Source organism: Rhodovulum viride, from assembly GCF_003265965.1.
Lineage (GTDB): Bacteria > Pseudomonadota > Alphaproteobacteria > Rhodobacterales > Rhodobacteraceae > Rhodovulum > Rhodovulum kholense.
Genome location: NZ_MUAV01000025.1, coordinates 28279 through 48260, shown reverse-complemented (window position 1 = coordinate 48260; position 19982 = coordinate 28279). Strand labels below are relative to the sequence as shown.

Sequence of the window (19982 nt, the reverse complement as noted above, 5' to 3'; positions counted from 1 at the left end):
TCTCAGTGTGCGAAGATGTCGGTCTCGGGCCAACCGGAAAGATCGAGCCGGGCCCGGGTCGGCAGGAAATCGAAGCAGGCCTGGGCCATCTCGGTCCGGCCCTCGCGGGCCAGCATCCGGTCCAGGGTCTCTTTCAGCCGGTGCAGATACAGCACGTCCGAAGCGGCATAGTCGAGCTGCGCCGGGCTCAGCGAGGGCGCGCCCCAGTCCGAGCTTTGCTGCTGTTTCGAGATGTCGATCTCCAGCAATTCCTGCAGCAGGTATTTCAGCCCATGCCGGTCGGTATAGGTGCGCACCAGCTTCGAGGCGATCTTGGTGCAGTAGACCGGCGCGGTGGTCACGCCGAAGCTGTGCAGCAGGATCGCGATATCGAATCGGCCGAAATGGAAAAGTTTCAGCGTTTTCGGGTCGGCCAGCATCCGGTTCAGGTTCGGCGCCTCGGTCTGGCCTTGCGCGATCTGCACCATATGCGCGTCGCCGTCGCCCGACGACATCTGCACCAGGCACAGCCGGTCGCGATGCGGGTTCAGCCCCATCGTCTCGCAGTCGATGGCCACCACGGGCCCGAGATCGAGACCATCGGGCAAGTCTTTGGAATGTAGGTAATTCGCCACGTCTTCCCCTGACTTTAGGGGATGATTCCCCGGCTTTTGGGGTTGGTGCCCAGGAGAGGACTCGAACCTCCACGTCCTTGCGAACACTAGCACCTGAAGCTAGCGCGTCTACCAATTCCGCCACCTGGGCAGGTGTCGTGAGGCGGTGATCTATAGGGGGTCGCAGACGGTGTCAACGGCGATTTTTGCCTCGCGATACGATCTCTTGCTTGGGGCGCCCGGCCCCTATATTCGGTTGCATACCATCATATGCCAAGGAGGCGTCTCTCCATGTCCAAGCTGGTCACCATCTTCGGCGGGTCGGGATTTGTCGGCCGCTACGTTGCGCGGCGCATGGCGCGCGCCGGCTGGCGGGTACGTGTGGCGGTGCGGCGCCCGAACGAGGCGCTGTTCGTGCGCACCTATGGCGCGGTGGGGCAGGTCGAGCCGGTGCTGTGCAATGTCCGCGACCGCGAGTCGGTCCGGCTGGCGCTGCAAGGGGCCGAGGCTGCGGTGAACTGCGTCGGCATCCTCGCCGAATCGGGGCGCAACACCTTCGGGCTGGTGCAGCATTACGGCGCGCTTCACATCGCCGAAGAGGCGCGCGCGGCCGGAGTGGCGCGGCTGGTGCAGATCTCGGCCATCGGCGCCGACATCGACTCGGACAGCGCCTATTCCGAAACCAAGGGCCGGGGCGAGGCTGCGGTGCGCGAGAGCTTCCCCGATGCGGTGATCCTGCGGCCCTCGCTGGTGTTCGGTCCCGAGGATCAGTTCTTCAACCGCTTCGCGCAGATGGCGCGGTTCTCTCCGGTTCTGCCGGTGGTCGGCTATTTCACCCGGTTCCAGCCGGTCTATGTCGACGACGTGGCCGCCGCCGCGGCCAAGGCCGCTATGGGCGAAGCCGCGCCGGGCATCTACGAACTGGGCGGCCCCGAGGTGCGGAGCTTCGGCGAGCTGATGGAAGAAATGCTCGAGGTGATCGGCCGCCCGAACCGGATCGTGCTGCCCCTGCCGCTGGCCTTGGGCGCCGCGATGGGCACGGTCTTCGATCTGGTGCAGTCGCTGTCGCTGGGGCTGATCGACAACAAGGTCGTGACACGCGACCAGGTGCGCAATCTCGGGCGCGACAATGTCGTGGGCGAGGGCATGCCGGGGCTGGCCGAACTGGGCATCCAGCCCACCGCCATGGAGGCGGTGCTACCGGAATATCTGTGGCGCTACCGCCCCGCGGGTCAGTTCTACGAAATCCGCGAGGCGGCCAAGCGGCTGCGTCCCTGATCAGGTATAGGCGATCCAGAGCAGCACGAGGCCGAGGATCACCCGGTAGACCACATAGGGCGTGAAGCTGATCGACCGGGCAAGCCGCATCATCACCGCCAGCGCGATCAGCGCCGAGACGAAGGTGAAGCCGGCGGCGATGGCGCCGTCGCGCAGCACCGCCATGTCGGCCTCGGCTGCGGCCTTGCCGCCGACCAGCACCGCCGAGGCGAGGATCGTCGGGATCGACATCAGCATCGACAACCGCGCGGCGCCGACCCGGTCATAGCCCAGCATCCGCGCGCCGGTGATGGTGATGCCCGACCGCGAGGTGCCGGGGATCAGTGCGACCACCTGCCACAGGCCCATGATGATGGCGTGTTTCAGCGTCCAGGTATTGGCCTTGCGGGTTTCTGGAAAGCGGGTGTCGGCGACCCACAGAACGATGCCGAAGATCAGCATGGTCCAGCCGATCACCGCGATGCTGCGCATCATGTCCTCGAGCCCGGTCAGTTCCAGCACCAGCCCGACCGCCATGACCGGAATGGTCGCCACGATCAGACAGAGCGCAAGAAAGGCGCCGGGCGTGTCGATCTTGCCGCGCGCGACCCGGGTCAGGCCGCCCAGCGCCAGCATCGAGTCCTTCCAGAAGTATAGAACGACCGCCGCCAGCGTGCCCACATGCACCGCGACGTCGATGATATGGCCCTGATCGGCCATGCCGGTCAGGCCCGGCAGCAGAATCAGGTGGCCCGAAGAGGAAATCGGAAGAAACTCGGTGATGCCCTGGATCACCGCGATCAGAAACAGGTGGAAAAGCGTCATGGGATGGCCCGGAGGTTCAGGATGGCGCCAGCATAGGGGCGTGATTCGGAAAGGGAAGACTCCACCACAGGGAATACATGCTGACCTAAAAATGCAGTTTGTCGCGGCTCGAAGGGTGCCGAGGGCGAATTTTCCGTCAAGTAGGACAGTATTGCTGACTTTTAATGATCTGGCTTCCTCCGTATAGAAGCTTTCCGAAGGTCCCGACCCATCCTGGAAGGAAAGGCAATGGCGCAGCAAAAGATGCTTCAGTTCGTCCGCGTGGCGAAAGAGACGCCGGAGAAACGAGAGGCCGGTGACCGCGCGAAGGATTTCGACGAAATCTATGCCGAGTTCGCCGCGGAAAAGGCTGCCGAGCAGGCCTCGCGCTGCAGCCAGTGCGGCGTGCCGTTCTGCCAGACGCACTGCCCGCTGCACAACAACATCCCCGACTGGCTGCGGCTGACCGCCGAGGGCCGTCTGGAAGAGGCCTACGCCATGAGCCAGGCCACCAACACCTTCCCCGAGATCTGCGGCCGGATCTGTCCGCAGGACCGGTTGTGCGAAGGCAATTGCGTGATCGAGCAGTCGGGCCATGGCACCGTGACCATCGGCGCGGTCGAGAAATACATCACCGACACCGCCTGGGACGAAGGCTGGGTGCCGCCGATCGCGCCGACCCAGGAGCGCAGCGAAAGCGTGGGCATCATCGGCGCGGGTCCGGGCGGACTGGCGGCGGCCGACCGGCTGCGGCGCGCGGGGCTGCAGGTGACCGTCTATGACCGGCACGACCGGGCGGGCGGGCTGCTGACCTACGGCATTCCCGGCTTCAAGCTGGAAAAGGACATCGTCATGCGCCGGGTGGCGCAGCTCGAACAGGGCGGCGTCGAATTCGTGCTGAACTGCGATGTCGGCACCGATATCAGCTTCGACGCGATCCGCGGCAAGCATGACGCGGTCCTTATCGCGACCGGCGTCTACAAGGGGCGCGACCTGACCGGCCCGGGTGCGGGCGCGCAGGGCATTGTCGCCGCGCTGGACTACCTGACCGCCTCGAACCGGGTCAGCTTCGGCGACGAGGTGCCGGAATACCTGTCGGGCGAGCTCAATGCCGAGGGCAAGCGGGTGGTCGTGGTCGGCGGCGGCGATACCGCCATGGACTGCGTGCGCACCGCGATCCGCCAGGGTGCGGTCAGCGTGAAATGCCTTTACCGCCGCGACCGGGCCAACATGCCGGGCTCGCAGCGCGAGGTGCAGAATGCCGAGGAAGAGGGCGTGGACTTCGTCTGGCTCTCGGCGCCGAAGGGCTTTGCCGGAGATCCGGTCAGCTCGGTCATGGTGCAGAAGATGCGGCTTGGCCCGCCGGATGCCACGGGGCGGCAATCGCCCGAGGTGATCGAGGGCGCCGATTATGCCGAGCCCGCCGATCTGGTGATCAAGGCGCTGGGCTTCGAGCCCGAGGACCTGCCCGCGATGTGGGGCGAGGACGCGCTGGAAGTGACCCGCTGGGGCACCGTGAAGGCCGATTTCCGCAGCCACGAGACCTCGCTGCCGGGCGTCTTCGCGGTCGGCGACATCGTGCGCGGCGCAAGCCTTGTCGTCTGGGCGATCCGCGACGGGCGCGAGGCGGCCGACAGCATCCTCGACTTCCTGGCGCAGCCCGCCCAGGTCGCGGCGGAATAGGAGGCCAGGCGATGTCCGACACCACCCTGAAGGGGCAATGTCTCTGCGGCGCCGTCACGGTCGAGATCGAGCCGGCGCAGCAGGTGCTTGGCGCCTGCCATTGCGCGATGTGCCGCAAATGGACCTCGGGCCCGCTGATGGCGGTCCATACCACGCAGCCGATCCGGGCCGAGGGCCCGGTCAAGACCTATGCCTCGTCGCAATGGGCCGAGCGCGCCTTCTGTCCGGAATGCGGCTCGTCGCTCTGGTACGCCTTCACCGCCGAAGGCGCGCATAAGGGGCATTGCTTCGTCTCGGCGGGGCTCTTCGAGGGCACCCGCGACCTGCCGCTGAGCTCGGAGGTCTATATCGACAGCAAACCCGGCGGCTATGCCTTCGCCGGCGATCACGTGCGGTTGACCGAGGCCCAGATGATGGCCGCCGCCGCAGACGGAATGAGCATGGGCTCGACGGGCTCCGAAGGAGAACAGCAATGACCAAATACGATGCCGCCTGGGTTGCCCGGGAAGAAGCCAAGCGGGCTTTCGTGGCCGAGAACGGTCTTTACAGCCCCGAAGACGAACATTCGTCCTGTGGCGTGGGTCTGGTCGTCGCCATCGACGGCAAGCCCTCGCGCAAGGTGGTCGAGAACGGGATCGACGCGCTGAAGGCGGTCTGGCACCGCGGCGCGGTCGATGCCGACGGCAAGACCGGCGACGGCGCGGGCATCCATGTGCAGATCCCGGTACCGTTCTTCTACGACCAGATCCGCCGCACCGGCCACGAGCCCCATGCCGACCGGCTGATCGCGGTGGGCCAGGTCTTCCTGCCGCGCACCGATTTCAGCGCGCAGGAGGTCTGCCGGACCATCGTCGAGACCGAAGTCCTGCGCATGGGCTACTATATCTACGGCTGGCGCCACGTGCCGGTGAATACCGACGTTCTGGGCGAGAAGGCCAATGCGACCCGGCCCGAGATCGAACAGATCCTGATCTCGAATGCCAAGGACGTGGACGAGGAAACCTTCGAGCGCGAGCTTTACGTCATCCGCCGCCGGATCGAGAAGGCCGCCGCCGCCGCCCAGGTGCCCTCGCTTTACATCTGTTCGCTGAGCTGCCGGTCGCTGATCTACAAAGGGATGATGCTGGCCGAGCAGGTGGCCGAATTCTATCCCGACCTCAAGGACGACCGGTTCGAGTCGGCCTTCGCGATCTATCACCAGCGCTATTCGACCAACACCTTCCCGCAATGGTGGCTGGCCCAGCCGTTCCGCATGCTGGCCCATAACGGCGAGATCAACACCCTCAAGGGCAACCTCAACTGGCTGAAAAGCCACGAGATCCGGATGGCGTCGTCGGCCTTCGGCGAACTGGCCGAGGACATCAAGCCGATCGTGGCGCAGGGGTCCTCGGACTCGGCCGCGCTCGATTCGGTGTTCGAGGTGCTGGTCCGTGCGGGTCGCAACGCGCCGATGGCCAAGACCATGCTGGTGCCCGAGGCCTGGTCGCAGCAGGCGGTCGAGCTGAAACAGTCCTGGCGCGACATGTATGCCTATGTGAACTCGGTGATGGAGCCCTGGGACGGTCCGGCCGCCCTGGCCATGACCGACGGCCGCTGGGTCTGTGCCGGGCTCGACCGGAACGGCCTGCGCCCGATGCGCTATGTCGTCACCGGCGACGGGCTGCTGATCGCCGGGTCCGAAAGCGGCATGGTCCCGACCGAGGAATCCAGCGTCCGCGAGAAGGGCGCGCTTGGCCCGGGGCAGATGATCGCGGTCGACATGACCGAGGGCAAGCTGCTGCGCGACAGCGAGATCAAGGACATGATGGCGGCCACCCAACCGTTTGGCGAGTGGCTCGACAAGGTGACCGAGATCGACGAGGTGCTGACCGCGGTGTCCGAAAAGCCGCTGTTCGACGGGGCGGACCTGCGTCGGCGGCAGATCTCGGCAGGCTATACCATCGAGGAAATCGAATCGATCCTGATGCCGATGGCCGAGGACGGCAAGGAGGCGCTGGCCTCGATGGGCGACGACACGCCCTCGGCCGTGCTGTCCGACAAGTACCGTCCGCTCAGCCATTTCTTCCGGCAGAACTTCAGCCAGGTCACCAACCCGCCGATCGACAGTCTGCGCGAATACCGGGTGATGAGCCTCAAGACCCGCTTCGGCAACCTGCGCAACGTGCTGGACGAGGATGGCAGCCAGACCCGGATCGTGATTCTGGAAAGCCCCTTCCTCGGCAACGCGCAGTTCGACGAGCTGGTGAAGCATTTCTCGGTGCCGATGGCCGAGATCGACTGCACCTTCCCGCCGGGCGCGGGCCCCGAGGCGCTGCGCCTCGGGCTGCAGCGGATCCGCAACGAGGCCGAGGACGCGGTGCGGTCGGGCGCGGGCCATATCGTGCTGACCGACCACCATCAGGGCGAGGACAAGGTCGCGATGCCGATGATCCTCGCGACCTCGGCGGTGCACAGCTGGCTGACCCGCAAGGGGCTCCGGACCTTCTGCTCGCTGAACGTGCGCTCGGCCGAATGCGTCGACCCGCATTACTTCGCGGTGCTGATCGGCTGCGGCGCCACCACGGTGAACGCCTATCTGGCCGAGGACACGCTGGCCGACCGCATCAAGCGCGGCCTTCTGGATTGCAGCCTGACCGAGGCCGTCGGCCATTACCGCAAGGCCATCGACCTGGGCCTTTTGAAGATCATGTCCAAGATGGGCATCTCGGTGATCTCGTCCTATCGCGGCGGGCTCAATTTCGAGGCCGTGGGGCTGTCGCGCGCGATGTGCGCCGAATACTTCCCCGGCATGCATAGCCGCATCTCGGGCATCGGCGTCACCGGCATCCAGCGCAAGCTGGAAGAGGTGCACCGGCTGGGCTGGATGGGCGGCCAGGACGTGCTGCCGATCGGCGGCTTCTACAAGGCGCGCCGCACCGGCGAACGTCACGCCTGGGAAGCCACCACGATGCACATGCTGCAACAGGCCTGCAACACCGCGTCCTTCGAGGTGTGGAAGCAGTATTCTGCCGCGATGCGGTCGAACCCGCCGATCCACCTGCGCGACCTTCTGGACATCAAGTCGCTGGGCAAGCCGGTGCCGCTGGACGAGGTCGAATCGATCACCTCGATCCGCAAGCGCTTCGTGACGCCCGGCATGTCGCTGGGGGCGCTCAGCCCCGAGGCGCACAAGACGCTGAATGTCGCGATGAACCGGATCGGCGCCAAGTCCGACTCGGGCGAGGGCGGCGAGGACCCGGCGCATTTCTATCCGGAACCCAACGGCGACAACCCCTCGGCCAAGATCAAGCAGGTGGCCTCGGGCCGGTTCGGCGTCACCGCCGAATACCTGAACCACTGCGAAGAGCTTGAAATCAAGGTGGCCCAGGGCGCCAAGCCCGGCGAGGGCGGCCAGCTTCCGGGGATGAAGGTCACCGACCTGATCGCGCGCCTGCGGCACTCGACCAAGGGCGTGACCCTGATCTCGCCGCCGCCGCATCACGACATCTACTCGATCGAGGACCTGGCGCAGCTGATCTACGACCTCAAGCAGATCAACCCGCGCTGCAAGGTGACGGTCAAGCTGGTGGCCTCGTCGGGCGTCGGCACCATCGCCGCCGGCGTGGCCAAGGCCAAGGCCGACGTGATCCTGATCTCGGGCCATAACGGCGGCACCGGGGCCTCGCCCGCGACCTCGATCAAGTATGCCGGTCTGCCCTGGGAGATGGGCCTGACCGAGGCGCATCAGGTGCTGTCGATGAACAACCTGCGCGAGCGGGTGACGCTTCGGACCGATGGCGGGCTGCGCACCGGGCGCGACATCGTCATGGCCGCGATGATGGGGGCCGAGGAATATGGCATCGGCACCGCCGCGCTGATCGCCATGGGCTGCATCATGGTCCGCCAGTGCCAGTCGAACACCTGCCCGGTGGGCGTCTGCACCCAGGATGAAAAGCTGCGTGCCAAGTTCACCGGCAATGCCGACAAGGTGGTGAACCTCATCACCTTCTATGCCCAGGAAGTGCGCGAGCTGCTCAGCCAGATCGGCGCCCGGTCCATGGACGAGATCATCGGCAGGTCGGACCTGCTGACCCAGATCAGCCGCGGCTCGGCCCATCTCGACGACCTCGACCTGAACCCGCTGCTGATCCAGGTCGATGCCAACGACCGCCCGACCCTCGACCGCAGCCGGTCGCGGACCGAGGTGCCGGATGCGCTTGACGCCGAGATCCTGCGAGACGCCGCCCCGTTCTTCGAGGATGGCGAGAAGATGCAGGTCAGCTACGCGGTGCGGAACACCCACCGGACCATCGGCACCCGGGTGTCCAGCCACATCGTCCAGCGCTTTGGCATGCGCAACAAGCTGCAGCCCGACCATCTGACCGTGAAACTCGCGGGCAGTGCCGGGCAGTCGCTGGGGGCGTTCGGGGCGCCGGGGCTGAAGATCATCGTCGCGGGCGATGCCAACGACTATGTCGGCAAGGGTCTCTCGGGCGCGATCATCGTGGTCCGTCCGCCGCTCAGCTCGCCGCTGGTGGCCTCCGAGAACACGATCATCGGCAACACCGTGCTGTACGGGGCGACCGACGGGTATCTCTTCGCGCTGGGCCGGGCGGGCGAACGCTTCGCCGTGCGGAACTCGGGCGCCAGGGTGGTGGTCGAGGGCTGCGGCTCGAACGGCTGCGAATACATGACCGGCGGGATCGCGGTGATCCTCGGCACGATCGGCGCCAACTTCGGCGCGGGCATGACCGGCGGGATGGCCTATCTCTACGATCCCGAAGGCGAGGCGTCGCTGAAGATCAACCCCGAGACGCTGATCACCTGCAAGGTGGCGGTCCAGCATTGGGAGGCAGAGCTGAAAGGCCTGATCACCCGCCATGCCGAAGAAACCGGCAGCCCGAAGGCGCGCGACATCCTCGCCCATTGGGAACTGGAAAAGGGCAACTTCCTTCAGGTCTGCCCGCGCGAGATGCTGCCGCACCTGACCCATCCGCTGGGCAACGAAGAACGCGCGGTTCCGGCGGAATAGAGCCTGTTTCGGCCTGAAAATGACGACCCCCGCCGCCGAAAGGCGCGCGGGGGTCACTCGTTTTTGATCCTGCGACGGGTTTCTCGGCGGGCCTCGCGGCCCCACCTCCTTGGGTAATGGAAATTGCAAAAGGAGGTTGAAATGGCCGATCTGATTGCCGTGGCCTTCGACGATGAAAGCAAGGCCTTCGACATGCGGGGCGAACTGGTCCGGATGCAGAAGGACTATCTGCTCGACATGGAAGACGTGGTCGTCGTGACCCGCAACGACGAGGGCAAGGTCAAGCTGCACCAGGCGGTGAACCTGACCGCGGCGGGCGCCGTGGGCGGGTCGTTCTGGGGGCTTCTGATCGGGCTTCTGTTCCTCAACCCGCTCCTGGGGCTCGCGGTGGGCGCGGGCGCGGGCGCCATCGGCGGCGCGCTCAGCGACATCGGAATCGACGACGACTTCATGAAGGAGCTGGGCGAGAAACTGACCCCCGGCAGTTCGGCGCTGTTCGTTCTGGTGCGCAAGGCCACCGGCGACCGCGTGATCGAGCGGCTGCGCGAGGTCGATGCCGAGGGCCGCATCCTGCGCACCTCGCTGTCGAAGGAAGACGAGGCGACCCTGCGCGAGGTGCTCGAGCGGACCCGCGACAAGGTGGCCTGACCCGGGGGCTCTCGTCGCGGCGGCGCCCCGGCAAGACGGACCTTGCGGGGCGGTGGCCAAGCGACGCGCGCTCGGCTATCACGCGGGCATGGCAAAGGCGACGAAGAGCACCGGAAAGAAGACTGCGCGGCGCGCGCCGAAGGTTGCGGCCTCCCCCCTGCCGCTGGCCCGGCGCCTGCGCCGCACGGCCCGGCGCGGGGCCCTTGCGGGTCTCGCGCTCGTGGCCCTCGGGCTGGTCGCGCCCAGCCTGATCAACCCGCCGACCACCCCCACCATGATGTCCGAACGCATGCGTCTGGGCGAGATCGACCAGCAATGGGCACGGATGCGCGACATCGCGCCGGTCATGCAGCGCGCGGCGGTGGCCGCCGAAGACGCGAATTTCTGCCTGCATTGGGGCTTTGACATGGGCGCGATCCGCGGCGCGCTTGAGGCCGGTGGCAGCTATGGCGCCTCGACCATCAGCCAGCAGACCGTCAAGAACGTCTATCTCTGGCAGGGCCGCAGCTGGCCGCGCAAGGCGCTCGAGGCGGTGCTGACGCCGCTGGTCGAACTGACCTGGTCCAAGCGGCGCATCCTCGAGGTCTATCTGAACGTGGCCGAATTCGGCGAGGGCGTCTTTGGCATCGACGCCGCTGCCTGGCATTATTACGGCATCCCGCCCGCCAGGCTGACCTCGGGTCAGGCCGCGCGGCTGGCGGTTCTGTTGCCCAACCCGAAAGAGCGCGATCCCGCGCATCTGTCGCCGACGCTTCGGCGCCGGGCCGCGCAGGTCGAGGAGGGCGCCGCCACGATCCGGGCCGATGGCCGGTCGAAATGTTTCGAGAGTTGAAAATCGGGGGCCGAGGGGCCATGAAGGCCGTCAGGTCAACCGTCAGGACGTCCGAATGAACCGTCTCTACCACATGCCGTTGTCGCCCTTCTGCCGCAAGGTCCGCCTGGTGCTGGCCGAGAAACGGATCGAGGTCGAACTGGTGGAGGAACGCTACTGGGAGCGCGATGCCGATTTCATGCGGCGCAACCCGGCCGGAAAGGTGCCGGTCTTGCGGATGGACGGCCGCACCATGGCCGAAAGCCAGGCGATCTGCGAATTTCTCGACGAGGTCTATCCCGACCCGAAACTGCTGCCCGGCGGCCCGGTCGAGCGCTGCGAGGCGCGGCGGCTGGTCTGCTGGTTCGACGACAAGTTCCACCACGAGGTGACCTCGAAGCTTCTGTATGAACGAGTGAACAAGAAGGTCACCAAGTCGGGCTATCCCGACAGCCGCAACGTCAAGGCCGGGGCTGTGGCGATCAAGTTTCACATCGACTACATGGGCTGGCTGCTGGACCAGCGCCGCTGGCTGGCGGGCGATGTGATGACGCTGGCCGATTTCGCGGCGGCGGCGCATCTGTCCTGCCTCGATTACATCTCGGACGTGGACTGGAACCGCAACGCGGCGGTCAAGGACTGGTACGCCAAGATCAAGTCGCGCCCCGCCTTCCGCAACATCCTGGCCGACCAGGTGCCGGGCTTCCCGCCGCCCAGACATTACGCGAATCTCGACTTTTGAGCGCGGCGCTGAAAGACCGCCTTGGCGCCCGGGCCCGCGACGAGGGGCTGGCCGCGATGGGGGTCTGCCGGCCCGATGCGATCCCCGAGGCGGCCGGGCGGCTGGCCGAATTCGTGGCCAGGGGCCGTCATGGCCAGATGGGCTGGATGGCCGAACGGATGGGCTGGCGCGGCGATCCGGCGGCGCTCTGGCCCGAGGCGCGGTCCGTGGTGATGGTCGCCGAACCCTATACCCAGACCCATGACCCGTTGGCCGCCCTGGACCGGCCCGACCGCGCGGCGATTTCGGTCTATGCCCAGAACCGCGACTATCACGACGTGCTGAAAAAGCGGCTGAAACGGCTCGGGCGCTGGCTGCTGGACGAGGCGCCGGGCCACCAGATCAAGGTCTTCGTCGATACCGCCCCGGTGATGGAAAAGCCGCTGGCCCAGGCGGCGGGGCTGGGCTGGCAGGGCAAGCATACCAACCTGCTGGGCCGCAGCCTTGGCAACTGGTTCTTCCTGGGCGCGATCTTCACCACGATCGAGCTGCCGCCCGACGAGCCCGAGACCCAGCATTGCGGCCAATGCACCGCCTGTCTTGACGCCTGCCCCACGGGGGCCTTTCCCGCGCCCTTCCAGCTTGATGCGCGGCGCTGCATTTCCTACCTGACGATCGAGCACAAGGGGCCGGTCGACCCGGCGCTGCGGCCGCTTCTGGGCAACCGGATCTATGGCTGCGACGACTGCCTTGGCGTCTGTCCCTGGAACAAGTTCGCCGTCGCCGCGACCGAGGCGAAATACGCCGCGCGCCCCGATCTGGTCGAACCGCCGCTGGCGGACCTCGCGGCGCTTGACGACGCGGCCTTTCGCGACCGGTTTTCCGGCTCGCCGATCAAGCGGATCGGGCGCGACCGCTTCGTGCGGAACGTCTGCTATGCCATCGGCAATTCCGGCGATCCGGCTCTGGCTGCGGCGGTCCGGCGGTTGACGGACGACCCGGATGCCACGGTGGCCGAGGCCGCGCGCTGGGCGCTGGCCCGGCTGAAAGACGCCTGACCGGAGGCAGCGGGGCGGTCCGGTAAGTCCTTACATAAAAAGGCTTCTAAAAGCCGTTCTTCGGGTCTATGGACAAAATGCCGCCCCCCCCTCCGGACCCGAGCCAAGCCCATGAATCCTGCCCGCGCCATCGGCCTGAAACTGATTTCCGTCACGCTGTTCGTGGTGATGTCGGCGCTGATCAAGGCCGCGGCCGAACATGGAGTGCCGCCGGGCGAGACGGTGTTCTTTCGTTCGCTCTTCGCGCTGCCGGTGATCCTCGTCTGGCTGGGCGCGACCGGGCAGCTTGGCGCGGGGCTGCGCACCGGCGACCCGCTGGGGCATCTGTGGCGCGGGCTGGTGGGCGGCACCGCGATGGGGCTGAACTTCGCTGCGCTGGGCATCCTGCCGCTGCCCGAGGCCACCGCCATCGGCTTTGCCGCGCCGCTGCTTGTCGTGATCTTCGCGGCGATGTTCCTGGGCGAGAAGGTGCGGCTGTTCCGGCTGTCGGCGGTGGCGCTGGGGCTTGTCGGCGTGGTGGTCGTGCTCAGCCCGCGGCTGTCGACCTTCGCCGGCGACCAGATGGACGCGGCCGAGTCGCTTGGCGCCATCGTCGCGCTGGCCGGGGCAGCCGCCGCGGCGCTGGCTCAGGTCTTCGTGCGCAAGCTGGTGCAGACCGAACGGACCTCGGCCATCGTGTTCTGGTTCTCGGTGACCTCGACCGTGCTGTCGCTGTTCACGATCCCGCTGGGCTGGGTGGTCCCGTCTGTCTGGGATGCGGCGATGCTGGTGGCGGCGGGGCTGGTCGGCGGCGTGGCGCAGATCTGCCTGACCTCGGCCTACCGCTTTGCCGAGGCCGGGCTGGTGGCGCCCTTCGACTATGCCTCGATGTTGCTGGCGCTGGTCATCGGCTATTTCGTCTTCGCCGAGGCGCCGACGCCGGTGGTGCTGATCGGCGCCGGGCTGATCATCGCGGCCGGCGTCTTCATCATCTGGCGCGAACGCCAGCTTGGGCTGGAGAGGGGCCGCGCGCGCAAGGGGGTCACCCCCCAGGGCTGACGCGCGCGGCCCGGTTCGCGCCTCAGGCGCGGACGTGCTTTTCGTAGGTCTCGGCGATGTCGTGGGTCAGCGCGCCGACCTCGAAATTATAGTCGCCGATCTCGGCCACCGGGGTCACCTCGGCCGCGGTGCCGGTCAGCCAGCATTGTTCGAAGCCTTCCAGTTCCGAGGCCTCGATATGCCGCTCATGCACCTTGATCTGCTTGTCGCGCAGCAGCTCGATCACGGTCTGGCGGGTCAGCCCGTTGAGGAAGCAGTCGGCCTTGGGCGTATGCACCTCGCCATCCTTGACGAAGAAGATGTTCGCGCCGGTCGCCTCGGCCACATAGCCGCGATAGTCGAACATCATCGCGTCGGTGCAGCCCTTGGCATGGGCGGCGTGCTTGGACATGGTGCAGATCATGTAAAGCCCCGAGGCCTTGGCCTGGCTCGGCACGGTTTCGGGGCTCGGGCGCTTCCATTTGGAAATGTCGAGCTTGGCGCCCTTCATCTTGGCCGCGCCGTAATAGGCGCCCCATTCCCAGACGGCGACCGCCATCCGGACCGGGTTCTGTTCCGAGGCCACCCCCATGTCCGGGCCCGACCCGCGCCACGCCAGCGGACGCACATAGCAGTCGGTCATCCCGTTCGCCTTCATCACCTCGGCCTTGGCGTCCTCGATCTGGTCGACCGTATAGGGGATCTCGAAGTCGAGCATGTTGGCCGACCGTTTCAGACGTTCGGAATGCTCGCGCGACTTGAAGATCTTTCCGCCATAGGCCCGCTCGCCTTCGAATACCGCCGAGGCGTAATGCAGGGCATGGGTGAGGATGTGCACATTGGCGTCGCGCCACGGCACCAGTTTCCCATCCATCCAGATAACGCCGTCGCGGTCGTCGTAGCCAGTCATGGCCTTTGTCCTTTTCTTTTCCCCTCTGGGGTTACGATTTGCGAAAATTGCGCGGTTTAAGTCCGTTTCGGACATAATCTTGCGTAAAATTCACCGCTCGCTATCAGTTGAGTCTTGGAAAGTCAACAAGGCTGACATAAGATTGCTGAAAATTCGATCACGATGCGAAGAGGGAGGGAGCCATGGCCCAGGTCGCACCAGCGGTTGCGCAGAAGAGCGGCGAAAGCCTGCTGTTCCTGACGGACGAGCAGCTTCGCAAGGGAATCGAGGCGATGTTCTTCGCCTATCGCGGCTTCACCGCCGATCCCGACCGGATTCTCGAGGAAAAGGGCTATGGGCGGGCCCATCACCGGGCGATCCACTTCATCCATCGCGCGCCCGGCACCACGGTCAACAACCTGCTGTCGATCCTGGGCGTGACCAAGCAGTCGCTGAACCGGGTGCTGCGTTCGCTGATCGAGGACGGGCTGGTCGAAAGCCGGGTCGGCCATCGCGACAAGCGCGAGCGCCATCTGTATCTGACCGAGGCCGGGCTGGAGCTGGAACATCAGCTGTCCGACGCCCAGCGGGCGCGGATGCGCGACGCCTATCGCGCCGCGGGCCCCGCCGCCGTCGCCGGATTCCGGCAGGTGCTCGAGGCGATGATGGACCCCGAGATGCGCCGGCATTTCCACCGGATCACCGAGCGCGGGGCATGATGGCAGAGGCCGACATTCACCTGCTGATCGTCGATGACGACGAGCGGATCCGCGAGCTGTTGCGCAAGTTCCTGATGCGCAACGGCTTCTGGGTCAGTATCGCGCGCGATGCCGATCACGCGCGCAAGCTGCTGCAGGGGCTCGACTTCGACCTGATCGTGCTGGACGTGATGATGCCGGGCGAGGATGGCATCGCGCTGACCCGGGCCCTGCGCCAGCGGATCGCGACGCCGATCCTGCTGTTGACCGCGCGGGGCGAGACCTCGGACCGGATCCGGGGGCTCGAGGCCGGGGCCGACGACTACCTGCCGAAGCCCTTCGAGCCGAAGGAGCTGCTTTTGAGGATCAACGCGATCCTGCGCCGGGTGCCGCAGATCCGCTCCGAGATCGACCTGCCCAAGATCCTGCATCTGGGGCCGGTGCGCTACGATGTCGGGCGGGGCGAGCTTTGGCAGGGCGACGAGAGGGTGCGCCTGACCGCGACCGAGGCCCAGCTGATGCGGATCTTCTCGGCCAATCCCGGCGAGGCGGTCAGCCGTTCGCGTCTGGTCGAGGAACTGGCGCGCGATGGCGGGCAGGCGCAGGAACGCGCGGTCGATGTGCAGATCACCCGGCTCAGGCGCAAGATCGAGAGCGATCCGAAACAGCCCCGCTATCTGCAGACGGTGCGGGGCGAAGGCTACATGCTGGCGCCGGACTGACCCGGCCGCCATTCGGGCTTGCCCCGTCATGGATCGCCCGCGTAGCCTCGGCCCATGACCACGGCGCTTCTGACCCATTCCGACTGTCTGGACCATGTCACCCCGCCGGGCCATGCCGAGAGGGTGGACCGGCTGCGCGCCGTGGCCGAGGCGCTGACGACCGAAGGCTTCGCCGGTCTCTTGCGCGAGGACGCCCCGCTGGCCGACGAGGCCGAGCTGCTGCGCGCCCATCCGCAGGGCTATGTCGACAAGATCAAGGCAGCCCGCCCGGCCGAGGGCACGGTGGCGCTCGATGCCGATACCCACATGTCGCCGGGGTCGTTCCGGGCGGCGCTGCGGGCGGTGGGCGGCGCGCTGCGGGCGGTCGACATGGTGATGGCGGGCGAGGCCGCCAATGCCTTCGTCGCGGTGCGCCCGCCCGGCCATCATGCCGAAACCGCCCGCGCCATGGGCTTTTGCCTGTTCTCGACCGTCGCCATCGCCGCCCGCTATGCGCTGGACCGGCACGGGCTGTCGCGTGTCGCGGTGGTCGATTTCGACGTGCATCACGGCAACGGAACCCAGGACGTGCTGTGGGACGATCCGCGCGTGCTGTTCGTCTCGACCCACCAGATGCCGCTTTACCCGGGCACCGGCGCGGCCATCGAGACCGGTGCCGCGGGCAACATCCTGAACCTGCCGCTGCCGCCGATGAGCGACGGCCGCCGGTTCCGGGCCGAGTTCGAGGCCCATGCGCTGCCCCGGCTCGACGCCTTCGCGCCCGAGCTGGTGCTGGTCTCGGCCGGGTTCGACTCCCATGCCGCCGACCCGCTGGCGCAGCTGGTCTGGGGCGTGCCCGATTTCGCCTGGATCACCCGGCGTCTCTGCGACATCGCGGAGGCCCATTCGGGCGGTCGGCTGGTCTCGACACTGGAGGGCGGATATGATCTTGAAGCCCTGGCGGCCTCTGTGGCGGCCCATGTGGCGGTGCTGATGGAGCGGGGGGCATGACGGAAAAGCCGGTTGGGGAAATGACCTTCGAAGAGGCGATGCGGGCTCTGGAAGAGGCCGTGGCCGCCCTTGAACGCGGCGACGTGCCCCTTGAGGACTCGATCGCGCTGTCCGAACAGGCGATGAAGCTGCGCAAGCACTGCGAAACCAAGCTCCGGGATGCCGAGGCCAAGATCGAGGCGATGACGCTTGACGCCTCGGGCAATCCCACCGGGACGAAACCGGCCGAAGGTCTTTGACACCATGTTCCAGTCCAGTCTGACATCCGCCGCCGCGCGGATCGAGGCGCGTTTGAGCGCGGCCCTTGAGGGCGCCGCGGACCAGCCCGTGACCCATGCGATGCGCTATGCCGTTTCGGGCGGCAAGCGGCTGCGCGGCTTTCTGGTGATCGAGTCGGCGGGTCTTTACGGCATCGCGCCCGAGGCGGCCGTCGATGCCGCTGCCGCGGTCGAGGCGCTGCATGCCTACAGTCTTGTGCATGACGACATGCCCTGCATGGACAATGACGACCTGCGCCGGGGCCAGCCCACGGTGCATGTCAAATGGGACGACGGCACCGCGCTTTTGACTGGCGATGCGCTGCAGACGCTGGCTTTCGATCTGCTGGCCGCGCCGTCCTGCCATGCCGACCCTGCGGTCCGGATCGACCTGGTGGCCTCGCTGGCCAAGGCCTCGGGCATCGATGGCATGGTGCTGGGTCAGGCCCAGGACATCGCCGCCGAAACCGCCGGGCGGCCGCTGAGCCTTGAGGAAATCACCGAGCTTCAGGCCAACAAGACCGGCGCGCTGATCCGCTGGTCGGCCGAGGCGGGCGCGCGTCTGGCCCGCGCCGACATCGCGCCGCTGACCGCCTATTCGACCGCGCTGGGGCTCGCCTTCCAGATCGCCGATGACATTCTCGATGTCGAGGGCGATGCCGCCAAGACCGGCAAGCGGGTCCACAAGGACGCCGATGCGGGCAAGGCGACCTTCGTGTCGCTGCTGGGGCTCGACGGCGCCAAGGCCCGCGCGAAGGCTCTGGTCGAAGAGGCCGAGGACGCCTTGTCGCCCTTCGGCGAGGGGGCGGAAACCTTGAAGCAGGCGGCGCGCTTCGTTATCGCTCGGGAGTCATGAACGCGTAACCGCGCCCCAGGAGGGCTGTCCCAGTGAGCAACCGGCCGATCACTCCGCTTCTCGACAAGGTCTGCTGTCCGGCCGATCTGAAGGGCCTGTCCGACGACCAGCTGAAGCAGGTCGCCCACGAATTGCGGCAAGAGGTGGTTTCGGCCGTGTCCGAAACCGGCGGGCATCTGGGCGCGGGTCTGGGCGTGGTCGAACTGACCGTCGCGCTGCACGCGGTCTTCGACACGCCCCGCGACAAGCTGATCTGGGATGTCAGCCATCAATGCTATCCGCACAAGATCCTCACCGGGCGCCGTGATCGCATCCGCACGCTGCGGCAGGAAGGCGGGCTGTCGGGCTTCTGCAAGCGGTCGGAAAGCGAATACGACGCCTTCGGCGCGGGGCACAGCTCGACCTCGATCTCGGCGGCGCTGGGCTATGCCGTCGCCCGCGATCTGGGCACCGCGCCCGAGGCGGGCGTGGGCGATGCCATCGCGGTGATCGGCGACGGGTCGCTTTCGGCCGGCATGGCCTACGAGGCGCTGAACCACGCGGGCCATCTGGGCAAGCGGCTGATCGTGATCCTGAACGACAACGAGATGTCGATCGCGCCCCCCGTCGGCGCCATGTCGCGCTATCTGAACCGGCTTTACGCGGGCGCGCCGTTCCAGGAATTCAAGTCCATCGCCAAGGGCGCGATCCGCCACCTGCCCGAGCCGTTCCAGGAAGGCGCCAAGCGCGCCAAGGACCTGGTCAAGCAGGTCACCGTCGGCGGCACGCTGTTCGAGGAACTGGGCTTTTCCTATGTCGGCCCGGTCGACGGTCATGATCTCGACCAGCTGCTGGCGATCCTGCGCACGGTCAAGACCCGCGCCACCGGGCCGATGCTGATCCATGCGATCACCAAGAAGGGCAAGGGCTATGCGCCCGCCGAGACCGCACCCGATTGCGGCCATGGAGTCTCGAAATTCGACATCGAGACCGGGGTCCAGAAGAAGACCCCCGCCAATGCGCCAAGCTATACCAAGGTCTTCGCCGAGGCGCTGATCCGCGAGGCCCGCGCCGACCGCAAGGTGGTGGCCGTCACCGCGGCGATGCCCGACGGCACCGGTCTGAACCTCTTTGCCGAGCGCTTCCCCGAACGCATCTTCGATGTCGGCATCGCCGAGCAGCATGCCGTCACCTTCTCGGCCGGGCTGGCGGCGGGCGGGCAGAAGCCCTTCTGCGCGATCTATTCGACCTTCCTGCAGCGCGGCTATGACCAGATCGTCCATGACGTGGCGATCCAGCGGCTGCCGGTGCGTTTTGCCATCGACCGTGCGGGTCTGGTCGGCGCCGACGGGGCGACCCATGCGGGCGCCTTCGATACCGCCTTCCTCGCAAACCTGCCGGGCATGGTGGTGATGGCCGCCGCCGACGAGGCCGAGCTGGTGCATATGGTCGCGACCGCCGTCGCCCATGACGAGGGCCCCATCGCCTTCCGCTATCCGCGCGGCGAGGGTGTCGGCGTCGAGCTGCCCGAAAAGGGCGTGCCGCTGGAAATCGGCAAGGGCCGGATCATCCAGGAGGGCAAGCGCGTCGCACTCCTGAGCTTCGGGACCCGGCTGAAGGAAGTCCGCGAGGCCGCGCAGGCGCTGTCCGCCGAAGGGATCGAGCCGACCATCGCCGATGCCCGTTTCGCCAAGCCGCTGGATGAGGACCTGATCCTGGGGCTGGCCCGCGAGCATGAGGCGCTGATCACCATCGAGGAGGGCGCCATCGGCGGCTTCGGCAGCCATGTCGCCCAGCTTCTGGCCGAGAGGGGCGTCTTCGACCACGGGCTCCGGTTCCGGTCGATGGTGCTGCCCGATACCTTTATCGACCATGCCAGCGCCGAGGCGATGTATGCCGAGGCCCGGCTGAACGCGGCCGATATCGAGGCCAAGGTGCGCGACGTGCTTTCGGGGGCCACGGCACAGGCGGCGCGCCGGGCCTGACCG

At 66.9% G+C, this 19982-nt stretch carries 18 protein-coding genes and 1 tRNA gene; 15 read left to right on the top strand and 4 right to left on the bottom strand.

The window, feature by feature from the left end:
• Positions 1-2 precede the first annotated feature (2 nt).
• On the bottom strand, positions 3-614 hold the full coding sequence (locus BYZ73_RS17390) for a ribonuclease D (protein ID WP_112316941.1): 612 nt from the start codon (positions 612-614) through the stop codon (positions 3-5).
• A 43-nt stretch (positions 615-657) separates the two neighbouring features.
• A tRNA-Leu gene (locus BYZ73_RS17385) sits at positions 658-744 on the bottom strand.
• A 140-nt stretch (positions 745-884) separates the two neighbouring features.
• Between BYZ73_RS17385 and BYZ73_RS17380 the strand changes: the two genes are divergently transcribed.
• A complete protein-coding gene (locus BYZ73_RS17380; protein ID WP_112316939.1) occupies positions 885-1871 on the top strand; it encodes a complex I NDUFA9 subunit family protein in 987 nt (328 codons plus the stop codon).
• Here BYZ73_RS17380 and BYZ73_RS17375 read toward each other — a convergent pair whose 3' ends face one another.
• Positions 1872-2675, bottom strand: a complete 804-nt coding sequence (locus tag BYZ73_RS17375; RefSeq protein WP_112316937.1) for an undecaprenyl-diphosphate phosphatase — start codon at positions 2673-2675, stop codon at positions 1872-1874.
• Positions 2676-2903: 228 nt separating this feature from the next.
• On the opposite strand from BYZ73_RS17375, the gene BYZ73_RS17370 reads away from it, so the two are divergent.
• From BYZ73_RS17370 to BYZ73_RS17335, 8 genes are all read left to right on the top strand, one after another.
• Positions 2904-4337, top strand: coding sequence for an NAD(P)-dependent oxidoreductase (locus tag BYZ73_RS17370; RefSeq protein ID WP_112316935.1), 1434 nt, complete (start codon positions 2904-2906; stop codon positions 4335-4337).
• A gap of 11 nt (positions 4338-4348) precedes the next feature.
• Positions 4349-4813 (top strand): GFA family protein, encoded by a 465-nt coding sequence (locus BYZ73_RS17365; RefSeq protein WP_181498095.1) that lies wholly within the window; start codon positions 4349-4351, stop codon positions 4811-4813.
• Positions 4810-9348, top strand: a complete 4539-nt coding sequence (gltB, locus tag BYZ73_RS17360; protein ID WP_108028684.1) for a glutamate synthase large subunit — start codon at positions 4810-4812, stop codon at positions 9346-9348. Before BYZ73_RS17365 ends, gltB begins: the two co-directional genes overlap by 4 nt.
• A 141-nt stretch (positions 9349-9489) precedes the next feature.
• The gene (locus BYZ73_RS17355; RefSeq protein WP_108028683.1) at positions 9490-9996 is read left to right on the top strand and encodes a DUF1269 domain-containing protein; all 507 of its coding nucleotides are present in this window, start codon (positions 9490-9492) and stop codon (positions 9994-9996) included.
• A gap of 88 nt (positions 9997-10084) precedes the next feature.
• Positions 10085-10828, top strand: a complete 744-nt coding sequence (gene mtgA, locus BYZ73_RS17350) for a monofunctional biosynthetic peptidoglycan transglycosylase (protein WP_112316961.1) — start codon at positions 10085-10087, stop codon at positions 10826-10828.
• A 55-nt stretch (positions 10829-10883) separates the two neighbouring features.
• Positions 10884-11549 (top strand): FtsZ-binding protein FzlA, encoded by a 666-nt coding sequence (gene fzlA / locus BYZ73_RS17345; protein ID WP_112316933.1) that lies wholly within the window; start codon positions 10884-10886, stop codon positions 11547-11549.
• A complete protein-coding gene (gene queG, locus BYZ73_RS17340) occupies positions 11546-12586 on the top strand; it encodes a tRNA epoxyqueuosine(34) reductase QueG (RefSeq protein ID WP_281269496.1) in 1041 nt (346 codons plus the stop codon). The genes fzlA and queG overlap by 4 nt, the downstream gene beginning before the upstream one ends.
• A 111-nt stretch (positions 12587-12697) precedes the next feature.
• Positions 12698-13624: a DMT family transporter gene (locus tag BYZ73_RS17335; protein ID WP_108028681.1), complete on the top strand. Its 927-nt coding sequence runs from the start codon at positions 12698-12700 to the stop codon at positions 13622-13624.
• Positions 13625-13646: 22 nt separating this feature from the next.
• Here BYZ73_RS17335 and BYZ73_RS17330 read toward each other — a convergent pair whose 3' ends face one another.
• The gene (locus BYZ73_RS17330; protein WP_108028680.1) at positions 13647-14513 is read right to left on the bottom strand and encodes a branched-chain amino acid aminotransferase; all 867 of its coding nucleotides are present in this window, start codon (positions 14511-14513) and stop codon (positions 13647-13649) included.
• A 182-nt stretch (positions 14514-14695) separates the two neighbouring features.
• On the opposite strand from BYZ73_RS17330, the gene BYZ73_RS17325 reads away from it, so the two are divergent.
• Genes BYZ73_RS17325 through dxs form a run of 6 tightly spaced genes read left to right on the top strand, consistent with a single transcriptional unit; the run spans position 14696 to position 19979 of the window.
• On the top strand, positions 14696-15211 hold the full coding sequence (locus BYZ73_RS17325) for a MarR family winged helix-turn-helix transcriptional regulator (RefSeq protein ID WP_108028679.1): 516 nt from the start codon (positions 14696-14698) through the stop codon (positions 15209-15211).
• Positions 15211-15912 (top strand): response regulator, encoded by a 702-nt coding sequence (locus tag BYZ73_RS17320; protein ID WP_108028703.1) that lies wholly within the window; start codon positions 15211-15213, stop codon positions 15910-15912. The genes BYZ73_RS17325 and BYZ73_RS17320 overlap by 1 nt, the downstream gene beginning before the upstream one ends.
• Before the next feature lie 54 nt (positions 15913-15966).
• The gene (locus tag BYZ73_RS17315; RefSeq protein ID WP_112316931.1) at positions 15967-16902 is read left to right on the top strand and encodes a histone deacetylase family protein; all 936 of its coding nucleotides are present in this window, start codon (positions 15967-15969) and stop codon (positions 16900-16902) included.
• Positions 16899-17141, top strand: coding sequence for an exodeoxyribonuclease VII small subunit (locus BYZ73_RS17310; RefSeq protein WP_108028677.1), 243 nt, complete (start codon positions 16899-16901; stop codon positions 17139-17141). Before BYZ73_RS17315 ends, BYZ73_RS17310 begins: the two co-directional genes overlap by 4 nt.
• 4 nt (positions 17142-17145) lie before the next feature.
• Positions 17146-18015, top strand: a complete 870-nt coding sequence (locus BYZ73_RS17305) for a polyprenyl synthetase family protein (protein WP_112316930.1) — start codon at positions 17146-17148, stop codon at positions 18013-18015.
• A 32-nt stretch (positions 18016-18047) separates the two neighbouring features.
• Positions 18048-19979, top strand: a complete 1932-nt coding sequence (dxs, locus tag BYZ73_RS17300) for a 1-deoxy-D-xylulose-5-phosphate synthase (RefSeq protein WP_112316928.1) — start codon at positions 18048-18050, stop codon at positions 19977-19979.
• Positions 19980-19982 lie beyond the last annotated feature (3 nt).

Coding starts and splice junctions, on each gene's coding strand:
- BYZ73_RS17305 (WP_112316930.1), top strand. CDS start 17,146: ATGTTCCAGTCCAGTCTGACATCCGCCGCCGCGCGGATCGAGGCGCGT.
- mtgA (WP_112316961.1), top strand. CDS start 10,085: ATGGCAAAGGCGACGAAGAGCACCGGAAAGAAGACTGCGCGGCGCGCG.
- BYZ73_RS17310 (WP_108028677.1), top strand. CDS start 16,899: ATGACGGAAAAGCCGGTTGGGGAAATGACCTTCGAAGAGGCGATGCGG.
- gltB (WP_108028684.1), top strand. CDS start 4,810: ATGACCAAATACGATGCCGCCTGGGTTGCCCGGGAAGAAGCCAAGCGG.
- BYZ73_RS17325 (WP_108028679.1), top strand. CDS start 14,696: ATGGCCCAGGTCGCACCAGCGGTTGCGCAGAAGAGCGGCGAAAGCCTG.
- BYZ73_RS17370 (WP_112316935.1), top strand. CDS start 2,904: ATGGCGCAGCAAAAGATGCTTCAGTTCGTCCGCGTGGCGAAAGAGACG.
- BYZ73_RS17355 (WP_108028683.1), top strand. CDS start 9,490: ATGGCCGATCTGATTGCCGTGGCCTTCGACGATGAAAGCAAGGCCTTC.
- BYZ73_RS17365 (WP_181498095.1), top strand. CDS start 4,349: ATGTCCGACACCACCCTGAAGGGGCAATGTCTCTGCGGCGCCGTCACG.
- fzlA (WP_112316933.1), top strand. CDS start 10,884: ATGAACCGTCTCTACCACATGCCGTTGTCGCCCTTCTGCCGCAAGGTC.
- BYZ73_RS17320 (WP_108028703.1), top strand. CDS start 15,211: ATGGCAGAGGCCGACATTCACCTGCTGATCGTCGATGACGACGAGCGG.
- BYZ73_RS17335 (WP_108028681.1), top strand. CDS start 12,698: ATGAATCCTGCCCGCGCCATCGGCCTGAAACTGATTTCCGTCACGCTG.
- BYZ73_RS17330 (WP_108028680.1), bottom strand. CDS start 14,513: ATGACTGGCTACGACGACCGCGACGGCGTTATCTGGATGGATGGGAAA.
- BYZ73_RS17315 (WP_112316931.1), top strand. CDS start 15,967: ATGACCACGGCGCTTCTGACCCATTCCGACTGTCTGGACCATGTCACC.
- BYZ73_RS17380 (WP_112316939.1), top strand. CDS start 885: ATGTCCAAGCTGGTCACCATCTTCGGCGGGTCGGGATTTGTCGGCCGC.
- BYZ73_RS17375 (WP_112316937.1), bottom strand. CDS start 2,675: ATGACGCTTTTCCACCTGTTTCTGATCGCGGTGATCCAGGGCATCACC.